Below are 19,221 nucleotides of genomic sequence, written 5' to 3'. Positions count from 1 at the left end.
GTTGTCGTTTTGAAGCCTCAAAACGACAACAACTGCGAGTCAGTTGGGGAACGCGTCAGGGGAGCCGGACCACCACGATCTCTGACTCGTCGGTGAACACCGGATAGCTGCGCAGGGGCCCGGCCCCGGTGGTGGAGCAGCCCGTCTCCAGCTCAAACACGTGCTGGTGCAGCGGGCACATCACCACGTCCCCGTCGATGGTGCCATCGGCGATGGGCCCTCCCTTGTGCGGGCAGACAGCCGACACTGCGCGGAGGGAACCGTCCCGGAGCCGGAACACCGCTATCTGTTCCCCGGCCACGCCGTACGCCCGCCCCTCGCCCGGCGGGATCTGGTCCACCGGCCCCAGGACGTGCAGCCCGGCGCTCATCGTACCGGCGCTCATCGGACCGGCACCCGGGGGAGCACCTCGAGCGGAAGCGACGTGCGGAACTGGCCGGGGGTGAAGGGATCGTTGCGCTCGGCCCACGGGTCGGCATAGCTGTCGACGGACCGCTGCATCGCCTCATCGAGCCGGCCGGCGACCCCTTCCGCGTCGTCCACGATCACCGCACGGAGGTGCTCAATTCCGACGCGGGGCACGAAGGAATAGGTGCGTTCGAGCCAGTTGGCCTGTTCACGGTAGTACTGCATGAACCGACCGGCCAGCAGCGTCACGGCCGCGGGATCGTCCACGGTGGCCAGCAGGTCCCCTTTCCGGATGTGGGCGCCGGCGGCGCCGCCGACGTAGATTTCCCAGCGACCGCCGTCGACCGCCACCACCCCCACGTCCTTGACCAGCGATTCGGCGCAGTTCCGCGGGCAGCCGGACACCGCGAGCTTCAGTTTCGCCGGTGACTCAATGCCCTGGTACCGCGACTCGATCTCGATGCCCAGCTTCGTCGAATCACCCGTGCCGAAGCGGCAGAACTCCTGCCCCACGCAGGTCTTGACGGTGCGGAAGCTCTTTCCGTACGCGTAGCCCGACGGCATGTCCAGGTCCGCCCAGACCTTCGGCAGGTCCTCCTTGGGAACACCGAGCAGGTCGATCCGCTGCCCTCCCGTCAGCTTCACCAGCGGGATGCTGTACTTGTCCGCGACGTCGGCGATCCGGCGGAGCTGCTCCGGAGAGGTCACCCCGCCCTTCATCTGCGGCACCACCGAGAACGTCCCGTCGCGCTGGATGTTGGCGTGGACGCGGTCGTTGACGAACCGCGCATCGCGCTCGTCGATGTACTCACCGGCCCACATCATCTTCAGCAGGGACGCCAGGCCCATCTTCGATTTGGCGTCCTCGATGCCGCCCGGAGCCAGCGCCGCGAACACGGCGGACACAGACCGCAGGCCCTGCCCTCGGATCTCCGCCATCAGCGCGGCCTTCTCCAGCGGCACGCCGGGAACGTAATAGGCCGCCGCCGGGTCCTCCGCCACGGCACCGTCGGCGGCCCATTCCACCACCTGCCGCACCAGCAGCTTGCAGGAACCGCAGCCCTTGCCGGCCCGGGTGGCGTCCATGACGCCGGACAGCGTGGTGCAGCCGCCCCGCACGGTGTCCGCGATCGCCTGCTTGCTGACGCCGTTGCAGTTGCAGACCTGTGCGTCGCCGTCGAGTTCGGCCACGCCCGCCTCCTCGCCGGGGGCGCCGAGATCGAACAGCAGCGAGACCCGTTCCTCTGGCAGCGGCAGTCCGCGGTCGAACGCCTGCGTCAGGAAGGCCACCTTGCGGCTGTCCCCGAGCAGCGTGGCGCCGACGATCTTGCTGTCGCGGATCACGATCGACTTGAATACACCCCTGCTGGGCTCGGAAAACACCACGTGCTCGTCGGTGTCCCGTTCCGGGGCGTGCAGTCCCATGGACGCGACGTCGACGCCGGCCACCTTCAGTTTCGTGGCGGTACGGGAGCCCAGGTACGTTGCCTTCGGATTGGCTCCGGTGACGTGGTCGGCCAGTACGGCGGCCTGCTCCCAGAGCGGCGCCACCAGGCCGTACACCTCGCCGCGGTGCTGGACGCATTCACCGACGGCGTAGATCTCGTCCTCGTCGGGGACGCGCATGTGGTCGTCCACCACGATGGCCCGCTCCACCGGCAGGCCGCTGGTCACGGCCACCTCCACGTTGGGGCGGATTCCGGCGGCCACCACCACCATGTCGCAGGCGATGTCCGGCGCATCCCGTAACCGGACGCCGCGCACCTTGTCGCCGCCCAGGATAGCCGTGGTCCGGCTGCTGGTGTGGACCCTGATGCCGAATGCCTCGACACTGCGGCGCAGGACGGCGCCGCCATCGGGGCCCATCTGGGCGTTCATCAGGTGCGCGCCGGAATGGACGACGTCGACGCCAACGCCATGGCTTTGCAGACCCCGCGCGGCTTCCAGCCCCAGCAGTCCGCCCCCGATCACGACGGCGCGGCGGTGGTGGTCCTGCCGGGCGTAGGACACCATGCCCCTGGTGTCGTCGATGGTGCGGAACGCGAACACGCCGGGCAGCAGCCGCCCTCCCGGTGTGTAGAGACCCTCGAGGGCCGGCATGAACGAGCGGCTGCCGGTGGCGATGATGAGGACGTCATACGGGGTGGCCCGGCCGTCGTCGGAGAACACCAGTTTGGCGAAGCGGTCGATCCTTTCCACCCGGACGCCCGCATGCAGCGTGATGTCGTTCTCCCGGTACCAGGCCAGCGAGTTCAGGAAAATGCCGCCGGCGTCCTCCTCGCCGGAGAGGACATGGCTGAGCATGATCCGGTTGTAGTTGCCGTAGGGCTCGTCGCCGAACATGGTGATCCTGTGCTGGACGGCGCCGCCGCGGGCAAGGATTTCCTCGACCGCCCGGGCGCCTGCCATCCCGTTGCCGATCACGACGAGACGGCGCCGGGTGTCATCCGGGGCGCGTCGGGCGGAGCGGCTGGCGAGGGCGGTCATCAGTGCTCCACCATGCCCATGTCGATCACCACGGATCCGGTGACGCCCGTGTCCGCCAGCAGCCGCAGTTCGATCAGCGAGCCGCCGTCGATGTCTTCCACCACGCGGAGCGGCACGTGGACGTCGCCCTTGGCCGCAATGGGAAAGTACCGCATGGGAATGCCGTCGCGCATCAGCACAACCGTGATCAGTTCAGCGGAGGAGTTGCCGCCGCGGAAGTACAGGGTCTGGTTGATGACCCCGTCGGGGACGAAACGGGAGAGCTGGCTGTGGATGGGGACGGCTTTTTCGAGCCCGGCTCCGTCGAAGGGGAAGATGCCCTGAAGGAAGATGTTCTTCAAGATCACGGTCGGATCCTTTCGGCGGAGGGACGCTGCGGCCGCTGCCATCAGCCCTGCATGAGTCCATCCTTCGCCGCGCGTGTTACAGCGCCCGGCTGCCTGTGTAATTTCCGCTTAACACCTTCCTCACCGTCGCCCTGGGTGCACCTGGTTCCCGGAGTGCACCTTGACGGGGCCGGCCGGGAATGAGGCAAAGAAAAACCGCGCCGCGGGCCACCTGGGTGGACGCAGCGCGGTTTTCCGGGATGCGGATTTAGGAGTTGGCGGCCGCAGCGGGGACGCGGCTGTTCCCGGCCTTCCATTCCTCGATCCGGGCCTGCTGCAGCGGCGTCTGGCGGTTGAAGTACCAGGCGGCGCCCAGCAGCAGGAACCATACCGGGGCAATTACCAGTGCGAGGCGGGTGTCCTCGGCCTGGGCCAGCGCCACGAGCATGAACACGAAGAACGCCAGGACCACGTAGGGCATGAAGGCCGAACCCGGCATCTTGAAGGCGGACGCCTCGTGGAGTTCCGGCCGGCGGCGGCGGAACACGATGTAGCTGACGAGGATCATCGACCAGACGAACATGGTCAGCACCGATGCCACGGAGGTGACGATGGTGAAGGCGCCGATTACGGAGTCGCCCGCGTACAGCAGGACCAGACCTGCCAGCAGGAAGATGCAGGAGAACAGCAGCGCGTTCTGCGGAACCTTGCGGACGCTGAGCTTGCCGAAGGCCTTCGGGGCGTTGCCGTCCTGCGCCAGGCCGTAGACCATGCGCGAGGTGGAGTAGATGCCGGAGTTGGCGCTGGACGCAGCCGAGGTGAGGACCACCAGGTTGATCACGACGGCGGCGATCCCCAGGCCGGCGAGTGTGAACATGCCGATGAACGGGCTGCTGGCGGGGTCGATGCTGCGCCACGGGTTGACGGCCATGATGACCACCAGGGCGCCCACGTAGAAGAGCAGGACGCGGATCGGGATCGAATTGATGGCCCGGGGGAGGTTCTTTTCCGGGTCCTTGGTTTCGGCGGCCGCCGTGCCCACGAGTTCAATGCCGGCGAACGCGAAGATGGCGATCTGGAAGCCGAGGATGAAGCCGAAAAGACCGTGCGGGAACATGCCGCCGTCGTTCCACATGTTCGCCAGGTTGGCCACCGCGCCGCCCGGCGAGGTGAAATTGGTGGCGATCATGACCACGCCGGTGGCGATCAGGGCGAGGATGGCGACGACCTTGATGATGGCGAACCAGAATTCCGCCTCGCCGAAGGCCTTCACCGTGGGAAGGTTCAGCAGGATGAGGACCACGGGTGTGATCAGTGCCGGGATCCACAGCGGCGTGCCCGGGGCGAGCTTGTCCACGTAGCCGGCGATGGCCACGATGTCGGCCACGCCCGTCACCACCCAGAAGAACCAGTAGGACCAGCCGGTGAAGAAGCCTGCCCACGGGCCGAGGATGTCCCCGGCGAAGTCGCTGAAGGACTTGTAGTTCAGGTTGGAGAGCAGGATCTCGCCCATGGCCCGCATGACGAAGAACAGCATGAAGCCGATGATCATGTACACGAAGATGACGGACGGGCCGGCAAGGGAGATGGTCTTGCCGGAGCCCATGAACAGGCCGGTACCGATGGCACCGCCGATGGCCAGGAGCTGGATGTGGCGGTTGCCAAGTCCGCGGGCGAGGTGCGGTTCCCTGCTCTGGCCGGGTTCAGCACGTTCTGTGGAGGGTTGAACGGAAATGCTGGTGGTGCGTTCAGACATCAAGTCTTCTTCCTTGTCACAGGTGCCGGCAGGTGCGCGAGGTTGCCGTGCCGGCCGCGTCGGTCCGCCGGAGATGTGACGGAACTAACAAATTGGATGGTGTTAAGACTATGAGCGGCGCAACGCTGAATATGCGTACCGGCCAGCCGGTACGCCCGACGGGAGGCGGGCTGCATGCCCGCGTGCCCCGCAGGGTGGCGCGGCCGGAAAAGCGCATTCCCGCAGTCCAGCCGGGAATCAGCTCCGTGAGCGGGAAATTCGCGGTGGACGCGCGACGCCGCAATAGTCTTCGACATATGTCCAGCATGCCAGTCCCAAATGTCGTCCATTGTTGCCCGTGAGCTGCGTCACGCATGATCGGGCGGCGCCCTGAAGGGGCAAATAGGGCCCCCGGCGCCCGGATGGTAGACTAGTGGGACTTGATGTGCAGTGATGCCCGCTTATGGTGGGCTTTTTTCATGTGAGAGGCACATCCTGCGTCGATGAACGCTATTGGTCCCGGCGGCCGCTGTTTGAACACTGGCGGCAGCCCGGTTGACCACCTGACTTTTCTTCGGCGACCCCCTGGGCCAACCGGCGTCGGGGGCCGATATCCGCTGGATACCGCCTGAAAGACCCTGATAAACGCATATGACTACTTTTGCTGCCCTCGGCACGCCCAAGGCACTCACCGAGACCCTGACAGCCCAGGGCATCGAATCCCCGTTCCCCATCCAGGTCAAGACCCTGCCGGACACCCTGGCCGGCCGCGACGTCCTGGGCCGTGGCCGCACCGGCTCCGGTAAGACCATTGCTTTCGCCATTCCCCTCGTGGCCCGCCTCGCCGAGCGCGAAGCCGCCTATTTCCGCAAGCCCGGCCGCCCCATGGGCCTGGTCCTGGCACCCACCCGTGAACTGGCCACCCAGATCAACGCAACCATCGAGCCGCTGGCCAAGGCCATGGGCCTGAACACCACCGTGATCTATGGCGGCATCTCCCAGGCTCGCCAGGAGAAGGCGCTGCGTGCCGGCGTCGACATTGTCATCGCCTGCCCGGGCCGGCTGGAGGACCTGATCCGCCAGCGCATCCTGACCCTCGAAGCCGTCGAAGTGACGGTTCTGGACGAGGCCGACCACATGGCCGACCTCGGCTTCCTGCCCGTGGTCAAGAAGCTCATGGACATGACCCCGAGCCAGGGCCAGCGCCTGCTGTTCTCCGCTACGCTGGACAACGGCGTGGACAAGATTGTGCAGCGCTACCTGTCCAACCCGCTGACCCACTCCGTGGACGATCCGCAGGCAGCGGTGACCACCATGGAGCACCACGTGCTGGTGGTCAACGACCAGACCGTCAAGAAGCAGCTGATCGTTGAACTGGCCTCCGGCGCCGGCCGCCGTGTGCTGTTCATGCGGACCAAGCACCACGCCCGCAAGCTGGCCAAGACCCTGACCGACGCCGGGATCCCCTCCGTCGACCTGCACGGCAACCTCTCGCAGAACGCCCGTGACCGCAACCTTGCCGAATTCTCCTCCGGCGAGGTTCGGGTCCTGGTGGCCACCGACGTCGCCGCCCGCGGTGTGCACGTCGACGACGTCGAACTGGTCATCCATGTTGACCCGCCCACCGAGCACAAGGCTTACCTGCACCGCTCGGGCCGCACCGCCCGCGCTGGTTCCGACGGCACCGTCGTCACGCTGACCCTGCCCGAGCAGCAGACGGACGTCCGGAAGCTCATGAAGGCCGCCGGCGTCGAGGTCACCTTCGAGCGGGTCACCGCCAGCTCGCCGATCGTCGCCGAGCTGGTGGGCGAGATCGCCGACAAGGTGGACCCCCGGACCCGCGCCGCGCTCCTCGCGGCCAAGGCACCACAGCAGGGCGGCGGCAAGTCCACCGGTGCCAACGCCGAACGCAAGCGCGCACGCCGCCAGGCATCACCCACGGCCGGTGGCCGGGGCGGGCGAGGCGGCCGCGGGCGGGTGTCCGCAGACGCTCCCCGCACGGACCTGCCGCGCGCCGAACGCCGTGCAGCAGCCTACGAGGGCCGCGCCGCTGCCCGCGATGCTGCCGAGCGCATCATTGAACAGAACGAGGACCGCGCCACTGCGGCAGCGGCAGCCCGCCGCAACGCACGGAGCCGTGGCACCGCGTCGACGCACCGCAACGATGTTCCTGCTGCTGGTGGCCGTTCATCGGCTGGCCGCGGTTCGGATGGGCGTGCAGCGGAGGGCCGGGGCGATTCCCGCTTCACCCGCAGCGATGCCCCCCGTGGCGGCACCGGTCGCCCGGCCAGCGGCGGCCAGCGCAGCGGACGTCCGGCCACCGGACAGCGCGCCGCTGCCGGCAGCAAGACCGGCGGCTCCAAGGCCGTCTGGTCATCCACCACCGGCGGCACGTCCGGCGGATCCTACGCAGGCGGTTCCTCCTCGGGCGGCAACGGCCGCTCCGGTGACGGCCGTCCGGCCCGGAAGGCCCCGCGCCGCGCGTCGGCCCCGGCGTCGAACGAGCGCCGCAGCCGCTAACACCTGGCGACGCGCAAAATGCCGGCCGCTACGGGAATTCCCGTAGCGGCCGGCATTTTTCGTAGCGCAGACCACCAAGCGCAGCGCTACCAGCCGCGGGCGCGCCACTCGTCAAGATGCGGGCGTTCCGCGCCGAGCGTGGTGGGCTTGCCGTGGCCCGGGTGCACCACGGTGTCGTCCGGATAGACGTCGAAGATCCGCTCGGTGACATCCGTGATCAGCTGGTTGAACCGCCCGGAATCCTTCTGGGTGTTGCCCACGCCGCCCGGGAACAGGGAGTCGCCGGAGAAAATGTGCGCCGGTCCCTCGGGGTCCTGGTAGACCAGCGCCACCGAACCCGGAGTGTGGCCGCGCAGGTGGACGGCGGTGACGTCGAACCCGTCGAAGTTCCCGACGTCGCCGTGGTCCAGGAGCACGTCCACCTTCACGGGCAGTTCCGGGGCGTCGTCCGTGCCCGCGGCGGTCTTGGCTCCGGTGGCTTCAACGAGGCCCGGCAGCGCACGCACGTGGTCCCAGTGCTGGTGCGTGGTGGCGATGAGCGCCAGCTTCGGCTCCCCGGTGGTGTCCGCCGCGGCGTCGGCGAGCAGGCCCTGGATGGCCGGCAGGTCGTCGGCGGCGTCGATCAGCAGCTGCGCCCCGGACTTCTTGGCCGTCAGCAGATACACGTTGTTGTCCATCTCGCTGACCGAGATCCGGCGGATGGTGATGTCCTGAAGTGAGTGAATGAGGCTGTCCATGTGCCCAGTCTAGGGAGGAGTCCCAGCCTAGGGAGCCCGGTCAGCCCCGCGCCGGCGGGCAGGACCCGCCGGCAGCATCTTGAGTCCGGCCGCGCATCCCACAATGCCCGCGATGAACAGCACCTTGAGCAGGCTGAAGGGCTCGACGCCGGTGGCCATGGCCCAGCCGACCGTCAGAGCCGCGCCAATCCCCACCCAGACCGCGTAGGCGGTGCCGAGCGGGATGTGCTTCACCGCCATGCCCAGCCCCTGCATGCTGAGCGCGGCCGTCACGACGAAGACAACGGCAGGAACGGGGCGGGTCAGGCCGTCGGACAGGCCCAGTGCCGTGGCCCAGACAGCTTCCAGGACGGCAGAGACGAGCAGGATGATCCAGGCCGTGGCGGGCTTCGCGAGCATTACGCCACCGCCTTCAGGCCAACCACGCACGCGGCGATACCGCCGAGCAACAGCAGCCGCGCCGCCGTCGGCCGTTCAACTTTGGCGACGATCGCGTAGGCGGATGTCAGCACCACACCCACGCCCACCCACACCGCGTAGGCGGTGCCGGTGGGAATGGACTGCATCGCGATGCCGAGGCCTGCGGTGCTGGCCACGACGGCGACGAGGAAGAGCGCCCCGGCCGCGATCCGGCGCCGGCCCGTTGACTGGGACGCCCGGTGCAGCGCTGCCGCCCACACCGCCTCGAGGGCGCCGGAAAGAATGAGGATGAACCACGACATGACAGATCCTTTGGCCAGTCTTGTCGCGCACCGGGTACTGAACCGTCGTCCGGAGGTCCGGGGAAGGGGACCTTGGCACTTACCCTAGCAACGCCCGACGGCGGCGGCCACCCTTGGTGGCAAAACTCACCGCCCGCGGCGCATGCGTTAGGGGGCGCCGCCGGCAGCTTGCGCTGGGCGAAGCTCAGTCAGAGCTTGCCGCCGGCTGCCTCCGGTGCTGCGGCATCGCGGCCGCCGTCACCGATGGTTTCACGGGCAACGAAGTTCTCGATGTCGAAGGTGTTGTCCGCACGCTCGGCAATGTTCAGGAGGGTGGTCATCGAGGCGACCTCCTCCACCTGCTCTTTGAGGAACCAGAGCATGAACTGCTCGCCCAGCGCGTCATCCTCGGCCCGGGCGGCGCGGAACAGGCTTTCGATGCTGCGGGTGACTTCCTTCTCCTGCTGGAGCGCGAGTGAGAGCGGCTCCGTTACCGAAGCAAAGTCGTTGCGGACGGCGGGCACCCCCGGGATGGTGACGGCGACGCCCCGGTCCACCATGTACTGGACCATCATCATGGCGTGATTGCGTTCCTCAACCGACTGCCGGTAGAAGTACCTGGCCAGTTGGGGGAGGTCCTGGTTGGCGAACCAGACCGCCACGGCAATGTACTGCTGCGAGGCCGCGAATTCATTGCCTATCTGCAGCAGCAGGAGATCACTGAATTTTGATTTCGTCATGGCACCGAGTCTAGGTTCCGGCACCTCCCGGCGACCAGAGCCGCTAGCCCGTTACCGGATCGATGGACACGACGGCCAGGAACCCGCGGCCCAGGATTTCCGGGGTTTCGCTGTCCGAGCCGGCCACTGCGTCATAGCGGCCGAGCGGAACGGGGGCGCCGTCCGGCGCGGCGCCGGACCCGGCGTCCGGCCCGCCGTTCCCCGGGCTGCCGGCGTTCCCGGTGCTGACCGTGGCCTGTCCCTGCAGCAGGATGCCCAGCTGGCCCGCGAAGACGGGATGGGCCCGTTTCTTGGACAGCTCGATGATGGAGGTGTACGCCTTGAAGGCGCCCTCCCTCGCGATGACATTGAGGTTGCGGACATCCCCGGTGGGCAGGGCCGACGAGGAGGCCGCGCCGCCAGGGAACCGGAAGGGCCGGTATTTCTCCAGCGGGTGCTCGGTGCCGTTCACGGCCAGCAACAGCAGTTCGCCCTCGATTACGGTCAGCACCCGCTCCATCCCCGGAAAGGCGGAGTACTCGCCGGCGCTGGTGACGTCGGCGATGCTGACCCGCCAGTCCCACGCCCCGTCTTCAGCTGCAGCGGTGCCGGCTGAAGTGCCTCCGCTGTGGCTGGCAAGCTCGCGGGTGACCCCGCCGCCGTTGCTCCAGGGCTGGGGTTTGAGGTCGGCAAAGCGGATGATCTGCATCAGCCCAGCCTATCCGCGCGTTGCCCGCACACTCCCTCCCCGCGTAAAGTCGGCGACGGATCGCTGCGGTCGAGGGCGACGCTTTCAACAACAAGGAGCCGGTGAATGTTCGTCAAAGTCTGCGGCCTGAGCACGCCTGAATCTGTCCGGGAGGCCGTGGAAGCCGGAGCGGACGCCGTCGGCTTTGTCCTGACGGCCAGCCCCCGCGTGGTGTCGCCCGCGCAGGTCACCAAGCTCGTGAAGGCGGTGCCCGACGGCGTGGCCGCCGTCGGCGTCTTCCGTTCCGAACCGGCCGCCGATGCCGTGGCCATCGCCCGCGCCGCCGGGCTGGACTGGATCCAGCTTCATGGTGAGCGCACACCCGATGACGTCAAAACAGCGCACGACGCCGGCATGAAGGTCATCCGCGCCGTCACCATGGGTGCCGAACAAGAGGCGTTTGCCGATTGGGGCGAGGAACTGCTGCTCATTGACGCTGCGGTTCCCGGTTCCGGCGAGGCCTGGGACTACGGTTCCGTGCGCGACAAAGGCCTGGCCGGACGGCAGTGGCTCCTGGCCGGCGGCCTTGACGCCGCCAACGTGGCCCAGGCCGCCAGCGATGCCGGGGCCTGGGGCGTGGACGTCTCCTCCGGCGTCGAGCAAAGCAGGGGAGTGAAGGACCTGGCCAGGATCAGGGCTTTCGTGACGGCCGCCAAAGGCTGACTGCCCCGTGACACCGTCAATTACGGTCCGCGGCGCCAGTACGCCCGCGGCCCCCCTTTACGCTGCCGGATTCGTGACCGCCTTCGGCGCGCACAGCATTGCCGCCGGCATGGGCGCCCAGAGCGGCAACATCGGCCTGACCCTGCTGAACCTGGGGATCCTGCTGGCCGTCTACGACATCTCCGAGGTGTTCCTCAAGCCCGTCTTTGGCGCGCTCAGCGACCGGATCGGGGCCAAGCCGGTCATCGTCGGCGGACTCATCGGCTTCGCCGCGCTGTCCCTGATCGGTCTGTGGGCCGCCAACCCGCTGCTGCTGGGCCTTGCCCGCCTGGGCCAGGGGGCCGCCGCCTCGGCGTTCTCGCCGGCATCTTCGGCGATGGTGGCCCGGCTCTCGGCGGGGAAAAACGCCGGGACCTTCTTCGGCAGGTACGGGTCCTGGAAGAGCCTCGGCTATGTGATCGGCCCGCTGCTCGGTGCCGGGCTGATTGCCGCCGGCGGCTTCGCGCTGCTGTTCGGCGCGCTGTCCGTACTGGCCGCGGCCACCGCCTTGTGGGTCCTTCTCGCCGTGCCGCACCTGCCACCGCTCCCGCGCCAGCGGTACTCCGTGCTGGACCTGGCACGGCAGGTAGCCGAGCGCAGGTTCCTGGTGCCCACCCTGGTGCTGGCGGCCTCGATGGGGGCCATGGGGGCGGCCATCGGTTTCCTCCCGGCCCTCGCCGTGCAGCACGGCCTGGATCCCGTGGCCGGCACCGCAGCCGTCAGCGTGCTGGCTGTCGCCTCGCTGCTGGTCCAGCCGCGGATCGGCGCGATGCGCGACATGCACCGCATCGGGGACGCCGGCGGGATGCGCACCGGCCTGCTGCTCACCGCCGCCGGGGTGGCCCTCGTGGCAGTAGCGCCGGGGCCGGTCAGCATCTTCATCGCCGCGGCGGTGATTGGCGCCGGCGTCGGTGCGGCCACCCCGCTGGGCTTTGCGCATCTGGCGGACAGCACGCCGAAGGAACGGATGGGCCGGACCATGGGCTCGGCCGAGCTGGGCCGCGAACTCGGCGACGCCGGCGGCCCGCTCCTGGTGGGGGCGGTCGCCACCGCTGCCTCGCTCCCGCTGGGCCTGGGGCTGCTCGCGCTGCTGGTCGCAGCCGCGGGGGTCCCGCGCCTCAGCGCAGGGGCGGACGTTCCCCGGAACGAAAGTCCGCGGGCTGAAGGTTAAGGGTTAAATCAGGGCAGATCCCGAGGCGCTTCGGGCTCCGTGACCGGCAGAATGGACGGATGAAGACAATCCTGAACATCATCTGGCTGGTTTTCGGCGGTTTCTGGCTGGCGCTCGGCTATTTCGCCGCCGGCATCATCTGCTGCCTGCTTATCGTGACCATCCCCTGGGGGATCGCCTCCTTCCGGATCGCGTCGTACACGCTGTGGCCATTCGGGCGGATGGTGGTGGACAAGCCGGGTGGAAACGGCGTGTTTTCGCTGCTCGGCAACGTCATCTGGCTGCTGGTGGCCGGCATCTGGATCGCGATCGGGCACGTGGTCACGGCGGTCGCCATGGCCCTGACCATCATCGGCATCCCGCTGGCCATCGCCAACCTGAAGCTGATCCCGGTTTCGCTGATGCCGCTGGGCAAGCAGATCGTTCCCACGGACCGGCCGTTCATCACCGCCTACCGCTGACCCCGCAAACGCAGGCCGGCGCCGGTCAGGCCAGTTCGCCCTGCAGGTTCCTGCGGGCGCGGCCAGCCACAGCCCGCGGGCCCGTTCGGTGTGGAAGAGCGGGTCCAGCGCCAGCAACTGGCGGACGACGGCGGCCCTTCCGGCCGCGAAATCGGCGTCGCCGATGTGCGCATAATCTTCGCGGACGGCGGCTACGTACCGGGCGTAGGGCTCGGGTTCCCCGCCCAGAACCGACAGGTCCGCGTCGCAGAGGAGGGCGCCGTCGTCGTCCCCTGCCTCCGGCCGGTGATCAGAGGTGAGCCGGACCAGCCGCGCCACCTCGTCGACGTCGGCCGGCGGAAGCCCGGCCTGGGTGAGCCGAAGTTCGGCGAGCAGGGCGGATTCCTCCTCGTCCTGGCCGGCGGCTCCCCGGTAGACAGCGTCGTGAAACCAGGCAGCCAGCACCACGGTCCGCGGCGGCCGGGCAGGTTCGGTGAGCAGGTCCAGCGCTTCCAGCACTGCGAGCAGGTGGGTGCAGCCGTGGTACCTGCGGTGGCTCTCGCTCCAGCGGTCCAGCAGGTCCAGGAACAGGGCGTCATGGCCGGGCATTACCGTGTTCCAGCGGTTGAGCAGGGGCGTCTTGAGGGACTTCGTGCGGCTGCGGGCCGGAATCCGGAGCCCGCTGGCGATGAGTTTCCGGACCAGGACCCGCGCCTCCACCGGGATGGCGCCGGCGGCCACCAGATCGTCGTAGCGGCGCTGGGGCACGTCGTAGTGGTCGCCGTCGAAGGCCCGTTCCGGGATGCCCGCGGCATGGGCGAAGGCGTGCAGTTCCGCCAGGGAGGTATCCGAAATCAGGTGCGAAAACAGTGTTTCGTGGGCAGGCCAGAGCGGCGGATCGAGATAGACGGCCATGGGGGAGAGTCTAGTCTGCGCCCGCGCCCGCCTGCTAAGCGCAGCACGGCACGGCAGGCGTACTACCGGCCACCGCCTGCCGTGCCGTAAGACCTCCTTCCGTTAGGACGACGCCTTCTTGACGATGACGCTGTCGATGTACTCGTCGCCCATCTGGCGGGAGTGCTCCGCTCCAAGCTGCACGTGAGTCAGGCTCGTGACCCCGAGGTTCACGGCACTGCTGGAGAACTCAAGCACTCCGTCAAACCACACTTTGATGGTGGAGGCGCTGCCGTCGGCCGTGACCTCCATCTGGGCACGGTGCCAGGTGCTCAGCGGAATGCTGGATGACTTCAGCTTGGTGTAGGAGAACGTCCCATTGGGCGCCGTGACGCGCAGCCAAAGCTGCCCGTTGCTGTTATAGCGGTAAATGTCCGCGATCCGCGTGCCGTTTGAGAAGAACCGCAGGTAGGGGACGTCGTTGCCCGCGAGTCCCGCCGTGGTGATGTTGAACCGGCCGTCGGCATTGGCGCGCTTGGCGGCAGTGGAGCCCAGGGAGACGGACAGCTTGGCCAGCGAACCGGAGTCCGAGGTCACGTGCAGCTTTGCGGCGCAGGTGCCCGAGAAATGCTGGGACGTGCTGACGGTTGCGGTTCCGGTGGTCGCCGTCGAGGCCACGAACGGGGCTAAGGATGCCGCCTCGAAGCCTGTGGCGGCCACCGTAGTGCCGGTCATCGAGTTGGTGGGCAGGGTTGTCGAATTGCTGCAGGTCACAGCGTTGGCGGGAGACGAGCCGAGCATCAGCCCGCCCGTGATCAGGACACCGACGGTGCCAAGGGTGCCCAGTTTCTTCAGCTTGCTCATTTGGTAGTCCTCACTATCATTTCGGTTCGGTTGCCGGCACGAGATGCCGGTCCCAGTGCAGCGGCGGGGCAGTCCGCGCCAGGAGCGAAACGCCGTCACAGCAGTTGGATGAGCCTGGTCAGCAGCGAAACGCAGATTAGGGAAAGGAGAGCCGCTGCGGTGTACACCGCAGCTTTCGGCAGGGGGGCATCCGGCCGAACAATGCGCAAGGCATCACACGTGACCACTGCCACGACGGTGGCAAAGCCAGCCAAAAAGACGATCATGACGCACCTGCCGTGGAAGCCTGGAACCTTCTGGCCCCGAGAACCAGCAGGAGGAGAGTGATCAGCGCCAGCACCAGCACTGCCACCGGCGGGGACCACATGCGGGCAAAGACCATGGCCGTCGCTACGATCGTCGACAGGGCCAGGCTGGACGCCACCGCAATGGAGATGGCCAGCGGAAGGGTGCTTTGCGCGGCGGACCGGTGGGCGCCTGCCCCGTCGGACTCTCCGTCAGCTCCGGGATCTGCGGAGCCGAGCCTGAGGTAGAGCACCAGGGCGGTTCCCGGGCCGGCGAGCATCAGGAGGCCGATGACGGCCAACCGCAGTCCCTCAGGACCGAAAAACGCCAGCGGGACCGCGGCGACGGCGAGGGCCGCCACCACCCATGAGATGTGATTGCGATCAATTGCCATTGCCTGCTCCTTGAATATGGAAGACCACGCCACCGGCGTTCTCGAACAACTTCGTCCAGCCCGGGGAGCTGCCACAGGTGGCAACGAAGTGGTCAAGATCCCCCGGGGGCGTTGTTTCGAGAAGGTCCGCGGCCCGCTTCTGGCTGGTCGTGACGATCAGGTAGGCACCTGACTGCTGGGCGATCTTGTTGGCCGGATCGCAGGCCAGCGGTTCGGCACCGGGTCTCGGCTCGGCGTTAACCAGGGCGCGGTACTTGTAGTCCGCGTACTTCCGGAACTTCCACGGAGTGTTGTGCACTGCCTCAATGAGGACCGATCCCTCCGGCGCCGTCCCATAGAGCTGGTTGACCAGGGAGATCTCGTCCGGCGTGAACTTCTCCATGCTGTCATTGCCGTACCTGGTGACCACGGTGGCGGAGGCCAGGACGGCTCCCATCGCCAGAAGCGCAGACGCGCGGCGCCAGCCGGGCTTGCCGGGACGATCCGGAAGGAGCGTCAGCACGGCGAGGCAGGCCGCGAACGGCAGGCTGAAGAGGTATAGGCGGAGCAGCAGTTCGCCGCCGTAGGGCTGGCCGGGAATGAGGGTGAGTGGAGCCAGCGCCCCGAGCACCGCGGTGAGCCAGGCTGAGCGCCGCCGATGTGCCATGAAGGCTCCGAGTGCGGCCAGAAGCCAAACCAGGGCCACCTCGGCCAGCCGCGTGTAGACCACCAGTACGTGGGCTTCGCTGCCGCCAACCCTCTGCGTCACGGCGCCCAGGGTGTGGCCCTCGACGTCGCCGAACGATCCGAATAGCTGGGCCAGGTGGCCGTCAAAGAAGTCTCTCGCCACGAACACGAGCCAGCCCAACGCCAGCACCGCGGACAGAATCGGCAGGGACGGCATCCGGAGCCGGCCGCTCAGGAGGAACACGGTGAGGATCGGGATTGCTGCGAAGGGTGTGAGCTGGTGCGCGGCCGTCATCGCCACGAGGAGGCCGGCGCAGATGACCAGCAGGATTGCAGTGTCCACCGGCGGCGGGCTGGACATGCCCTGGTGCGGGACGGTCGGATCAAGCCGGGTCACGTGGCGTGCCAGGAATCTCGTAAAGCGGTTGCTGCCAGTCGGCCACGCCCAGCCGCTGAAGGCGCTCAGGAGGCATGCGATCAGCGTGACCAGGAGCAGGAAGGCGTAAGCCTGCGGCGCGAGGTAGTCCTGCCCCACCCAGCTGCTCAGAAAGAAAAGCCACACACCGGCCCATGCATGCCGGCTTTGGGAGGTGAGCCGCCTGGCGAGGGCCAGGAGCGGCGCCAGCAGCAGCAGGTTCATTCCCAGGGGGGCCCAGGTGGCGATGCCCATCAGGTCCCTGACGCCGGTGGCATCGGACAGCAGTCCCAGAAAAGCGAGGAATCCGGGCCAGTTGAAGTAGGCGTCGAGGTTCGTGTCCAGCTGCCCCGAGTTGGCAATGTAGTCGGCGACGCCGAGGTGCCGGTAACTTGCCGTCAGCCGGGGCAGGCCGTGGACGATGGGGTCGGCGGCATGCAGGATCACCACGAGGACCACCACCTGGGCGGCCAGCAGCGTCGGGGTGTGCCGGCGCAGGTTCAGCGTTGCCACGAACCCGGTCAGGCTGAGGAGGATGGCAAGGAAGTAGGTGGGCGGCACTGCCTCCACGAGCCCCGTACCGCCAATTCGCGCCGGGTCCACGCTCAGCAGGCTCCAGATCCCAAGCGCCAGGGCAGCGGCTGCCAAAGCAGCCAACGTGACCAGTTTCCACGGCGGGGTGGGGCCGTGATGTACGACGGCGGGCGGTTCAGTCCCGCCGTGCCTGGCACCGCTGTGCTTGGTTTCGGCGTGCTCGCCATGGTGGCCGTGGTGGGTTTCGCCGCGCTTCGGCTCGGCGTGCCGGTGCGGCGCATGCGAGGGCGGCGCCGGCGTCGGAGGGGCTGGTGACGGTGGCGCCGCAGGGGCCGTGGACGTGGGTTCAGGTGTCATGGCTTCTCGATTTCGGTCGGCTGGTTGAGGACCGCTGATGCAACCTGGACCGGTTCAGCGGCGGGCAAGGCGGGGGTCAGCATCCGAAGGCGCCAGACGGCCACCAGTGCTGCGGCGGCCTGGGCGCCTGACCAGAGGGCAGAGATGCCCACAAGGCCGAACTGTTGGGCGGTGAAGGCAGCAGGGGCCACGGTCAGCACGGCGGCGGACACTGCGACGGCTGTAGCCTCGGCGAGCCGCCCCTGGGCGCGGCAAAGGCCGAAGTAGACCTGCGTGACGCAGCCCAGCAGCAGGGCCGGCACCAGGACAGGGAGCAGGATGCTGGCCGCGGCATACTCCGGACCCAGGAAATTGAACAGGAAGGGCCCGGCGACCAGCAGCATCACGCCGGCGGCCAGCGTGAGGCCAAGGCTGGCCTTGAGCGCCGAGGAGACCAGCCCCGGCCGTGACCTGCCACCGGCGAGTGCGGTCTGCAGCGAGAACCCGGCTGACTGGGGCACAAAGAACACCGCCGACGCCATCATCCACACCATGTACCAGGATGCGGTGGCGGTGGGACCGAGGACGGCGGCCACGATTAGCGGAAGGAGGTAGCCGGGGGCACGGTCGGCGAGCATCAGCGCATGGTTCGGCAGGCCCGGCCGCAGCAGCCGCAGGGCCGGTCCAACGCGCAGCCCGTGCTTCCAGTCGGGTGACACTCCGGCGCGGTTGAGCTGGCGCAGCCCGAAAACCACGCTCGCCAGGGCGCCTGCGGCCACCGCAGCGACCACCACCGACGTTTCCCGGATTCCGGCGGCCAGCGCTAGAACCAGCACAGTCAGCTGCACCACACTCTGGGCAAGGCTCCTGACCATGGCGCGGTCGGAGCGTTCCTGTGCGACGCCTACGTGGTCCAGCTGGTACGCGGCCGCAGCAAACAGCGCGGTCGCGGCGAACAACCCGGTCATGACCGGATCGTTCCACGCGAGGCCCACTCCGGACCCCAACCCGTAGGTCACCGCCGCCACTGCGCCGGACACAACGATCGTGGAAACCGCGACTGTGAGGAGGCTGCTGGCGGCAAGCTGGCGTCCGCCGTCGGACTGTGCGGGAAGCAGCGTGAGAGTGGCGTTGCCAACACCCAGCATTCCCAGCTGTACGGTCAGGAGGGCCGCCGCCACCACCGCGGAACCCAGGCCGAGTTGCCCCGGCGGCAGCGCGACCGCAGCCAGCGCCCAGAACAGGAACCCGGCGGCCATCGGAGCAACCCGGGCCGCGGTTAGCCAGGCCGCATTGCCGCCGACGGAGAGCCCGGCCTCGGGTGGACGCAGGAGCTCGCCCAGCATCGACCGGTAGTTATAAACCAGGAAACAGGCCCAGTAGGGCAGGAACCTGGGCGCATGCAGCAGCGACAGACCGACGCCGCGGACGGTGGCCAGCAGTGGCAGCACCGCAAGCCATCCGGCGCGTCCGGGGTGCTTTCGGATCGTGCGGGCCATCCCGGCCCCGTCCTGGAGCCACTGGTCCCGTGCGTCGTCGAACGAATCCATGAAGCGGTGCCGCACCGCAGTGGTCCGCGAGACGCCAAGCCGGTAGCCGGCCTCTTCGAGCCTGATCCTCAGCTCGATGTCCTCTCCGGAGCGGAAGGTGTCATCGAACGCGACGGACAGCAGGACCTTCCTGCGCATGAGCGTGGCGCAGACGCCGAACCACGAGCGCACCCGGCTGTGGACGTGGTGCCAGGCAAGGGCCGCACCCCAATAGCCGGGGCCGTCCGCCTCGCTGACCAGGCCGAACTGCAGTCCGTCGTAGCCGCAGGCCTTGAACTCGTCCAGAAGCCCGCCCAACGCACCGGCCGGAACGACGACGTCGGCGTCGATCAGCGCCACTACGTCGCAGTTGGCGCTTTGTACCCCGAGCATTCGCGCTGCCGGGAGCCCGCGGCCCTCGTCCGAGATGACGCGTGCGCCCGCGCACCGTGCGATCTCTGCCGTGTTGTCCGTGGAGCAGCCGTCCACCACGATGATCTCCCGCGGTTTCTCGGCTTGGATGGATTCCAGACATTCGCCCAGCCAGCGGGCAGCGTTCCGCGCGGGAACCACCACGGACACGTCGAGGTCGCTCACGTGGGCCCGCATA

At 68.1% G+C, this 19,221-nt stretch carries 18 protein-coding genes, 1 pseudogene and 1 riboswitch; of the genes and pseudogenes, 4 read left to right on the top strand and 15 right to left on the bottom strand.

The window, feature by feature from the left end; translation table 11 throughout:
* Nucleotides 1-55: 55 nt before the first annotated feature.
* The 4 genes from ACFVTE_RS07675 to cycA form a co-directional block, all read right to left on the bottom strand.
* Nucleotides 56-385 carry a Rieske (2Fe-2S) protein gene (locus tag ACFVTE_RS07675; protein WP_387098812.1) on the bottom strand — a complete coding sequence of 110 codons (330 nt, stop codon included), beginning with the start codon at nucleotides 383-385 and terminating at the stop codon, nucleotides 56-58.
* Entirely contained in the window at nucleotides 382-2,895 is a 2,514-nt protein-coding gene (gene nirB, locus ACFVTE_RS07670) for a nitrite reductase large subunit NirB (RefSeq protein ID WP_387098810.1), read from the bottom strand. The genes ACFVTE_RS07675 and nirB overlap by 4 nt, the downstream gene beginning before the upstream one ends.
* Nucleotides 2,895-3,242 (bottom strand): molybdopterin oxidoreductase, encoded by a 348-nt coding sequence (locus ACFVTE_RS07665; protein WP_387098808.1) that lies wholly within the window; start codon nucleotides 3,240-3,242, stop codon nucleotides 2,895-2,897. The genes nirB and ACFVTE_RS07665 overlap by 1 nt, the downstream gene beginning before the upstream one ends.
* A gap of 247 nt (nucleotides 3,243-3,489) precedes the next feature.
* The gene (cycA, locus tag ACFVTE_RS07660; protein WP_387098806.1) at nucleotides 3,490-4,977 is read right to left on the bottom strand and encodes a D-serine/D-alanine/glycine transporter; all 1,488 of its coding nucleotides are present in this window, start codon (nucleotides 4,975-4,977) and stop codon (nucleotides 3,490-3,492) included.
* A gap of 630 nt (nucleotides 4,978-5,607) precedes the next feature.
* Between cycA and ACFVTE_RS07655 the strand changes: the two genes are divergently transcribed.
* Nucleotides 5,608-7,476 carry a DEAD/DEAH box helicase gene (locus ACFVTE_RS07655; protein WP_387098804.1) on the top strand — a complete coding sequence of 623 codons (1,869 nt, stop codon included), beginning with the start codon at nucleotides 5,608-5,610 and terminating at the stop codon, nucleotides 7,474-7,476.
* Between the two features lie 86 nt (nucleotides 7,477-7,562).
* On the opposite strand, the gene ACFVTE_RS07650 is transcribed toward ACFVTE_RS07655, so the two are convergent.
* The 5 genes from ACFVTE_RS07650 to ACFVTE_RS07630 form a co-directional block, all read right to left on the bottom strand.
* A complete protein-coding gene (locus ACFVTE_RS07650; RefSeq protein ID WP_387098802.1) occupies nucleotides 7,563-8,213 on the bottom strand; it encodes an MBL fold metallo-hydrolase in 651 nt (216 codons plus the stop codon).
* A 27-nt stretch (nucleotides 8,214-8,240) separates the two neighbouring features.
* Complete coding sequence (locus tag ACFVTE_RS07645; protein WP_387098800.1) at nucleotides 8,241-8,612, bottom strand: DMT family transporter; 372 nt, start codon at nucleotides 8,610-8,612, stop codon at nucleotides 8,241-8,243.
* Nucleotides 8,612-8,935 (bottom strand): DMT family transporter, encoded by a 324-nt coding sequence (locus ACFVTE_RS07640; protein ID WP_387098798.1) that lies wholly within the window; start codon nucleotides 8,933-8,935, stop codon nucleotides 8,612-8,614. Before ACFVTE_RS07640 ends, ACFVTE_RS07645 begins: the two co-directional genes overlap by 1 nt.
* 9 nt (nucleotides 8,936-8,944) lie before the next feature.
* Nucleotides 8,945-9,012: riboswitch (guanidine-III (ykkC-III) riboswitch) on the bottom strand.
* A gap of 111 nt (nucleotides 9,013-9,123) precedes the next feature.
* The gene (locus ACFVTE_RS07635; RefSeq protein WP_387098796.1) at nucleotides 9,124-9,654 is read right to left on the bottom strand and encodes a ferritin; all 531 of its coding nucleotides are present in this window, start codon (nucleotides 9,652-9,654) and stop codon (nucleotides 9,124-9,126) included.
* A 43-nt stretch (nucleotides 9,655-9,697) separates the two neighbouring features.
* A complete protein-coding gene (locus tag ACFVTE_RS07630; RefSeq protein ID WP_387098794.1) occupies nucleotides 9,698-10,342 on the bottom strand; it encodes a HutD family protein in 645 nt (214 codons plus the stop codon).
* A 105-nt stretch (nucleotides 10,343-10,447) separates the two neighbouring features.
* Here ACFVTE_RS07630 and ACFVTE_RS07625 point away from each other — a divergent pair, with 105 nt between their 5' ends.
* Genes ACFVTE_RS07625 through ACFVTE_RS07615 form a run of 3 tightly spaced genes read left to right on the top strand, consistent with a single transcriptional unit; the run spans nucleotide 10,448 to nucleotide 12,715 of the window.
* Entirely contained in the window at nucleotides 10,448-11,044 is a 597-nt protein-coding gene (locus tag ACFVTE_RS07625) for a phosphoribosylanthranilate isomerase (RefSeq protein ID WP_387098792.1), read from the top strand.
* Nucleotides 11,045-11,051: 7 nt separating this feature from the next.
* Entirely contained in the window at nucleotides 11,052-12,254 is a 1,203-nt protein-coding gene (locus ACFVTE_RS07620; protein ID WP_387098790.1) for an MFS transporter, read from the top strand.
* Nucleotides 12,255-12,313: 59 nt separating this feature from the next.
* Nucleotides 12,314-12,715, top strand: a complete 402-nt coding sequence (locus ACFVTE_RS07615) for a YccF domain-containing protein (RefSeq protein ID WP_387098788.1) — start codon at nucleotides 12,314-12,316, stop codon at nucleotides 12,713-12,715.
* 25 nt (nucleotides 12,716-12,740) lie between these two features.
* On the opposite strand, the pseudogene ACFVTE_RS07610 reads toward ACFVTE_RS07615, so the two are convergent.
* The 6 genes and pseudogenes from ACFVTE_RS07610 to ACFVTE_RS07585 all read right to left on the bottom strand — a co-directional run bounded on the left by ACFVTE_RS07610 (nucleotide 12,741) and on the right by ACFVTE_RS07585 (nucleotide 19,220).
* A pseudogene (locus ACFVTE_RS07610) lies at nucleotides 12,741-13,609 on the bottom strand (DUF4031 domain-containing protein).
* A 102-nt stretch (nucleotides 13,610-13,711) separates the two neighbouring features.
* Entirely contained in the window at nucleotides 13,712-14,452 is a 741-nt protein-coding gene (locus tag ACFVTE_RS07605) for a hypothetical protein (protein ID WP_387098786.1), read from the bottom strand.
* Between the two features lie 95 nt (nucleotides 14,453-14,547).
* Nucleotides 14,548-14,718 (bottom strand): hypothetical protein, encoded by a 171-nt coding sequence (locus ACFVTE_RS07600; protein ID WP_387098784.1) that lies wholly within the window; start codon nucleotides 14,716-14,718, stop codon nucleotides 14,548-14,550.
* Nucleotides 14,715-15,131 (bottom strand): hypothetical protein, encoded by a 417-nt coding sequence (locus tag ACFVTE_RS07595; protein WP_387098782.1) that lies wholly within the window; start codon nucleotides 15,129-15,131, stop codon nucleotides 14,715-14,717. Before ACFVTE_RS07595 ends, ACFVTE_RS07600 begins: the two co-directional genes overlap by 4 nt.
* Nucleotides 15,121-17,103: a hypothetical protein gene (locus tag ACFVTE_RS07590; protein ID WP_387098780.1), complete on the bottom strand. Its 1,983-nt coding sequence runs from the start codon at nucleotides 17,101-17,103 to the stop codon at nucleotides 15,121-15,123. The genes ACFVTE_RS07595 and ACFVTE_RS07590 overlap by 11 nt, the downstream gene beginning before the upstream one ends.
* A complete protein-coding gene (locus ACFVTE_RS07585; RefSeq protein ID WP_387098778.1) occupies nucleotides 17,100-19,220 on the bottom strand; it encodes a glycosyltransferase in 2,121 nt (706 codons plus the stop codon). The genes ACFVTE_RS07590 and ACFVTE_RS07585 overlap by 4 nt, the downstream gene beginning before the upstream one ends.
* Nucleotide 19,221: the final 1 nt, after the last annotated feature.

It is taken from the genome of Arthrobacter sp. NPDC058097, assembly GCF_042884885.1.
In the GTDB taxonomy this organism is placed as follows: domain Bacteria; phylum Actinomycetota; class Actinomycetes; order Actinomycetales; family Micrococcaceae; genus Arthrobacter.
Note: the sequence above shows the minus strand (reverse complement) of the source record. Positions and strands in the feature narration are given on the sequence as shown.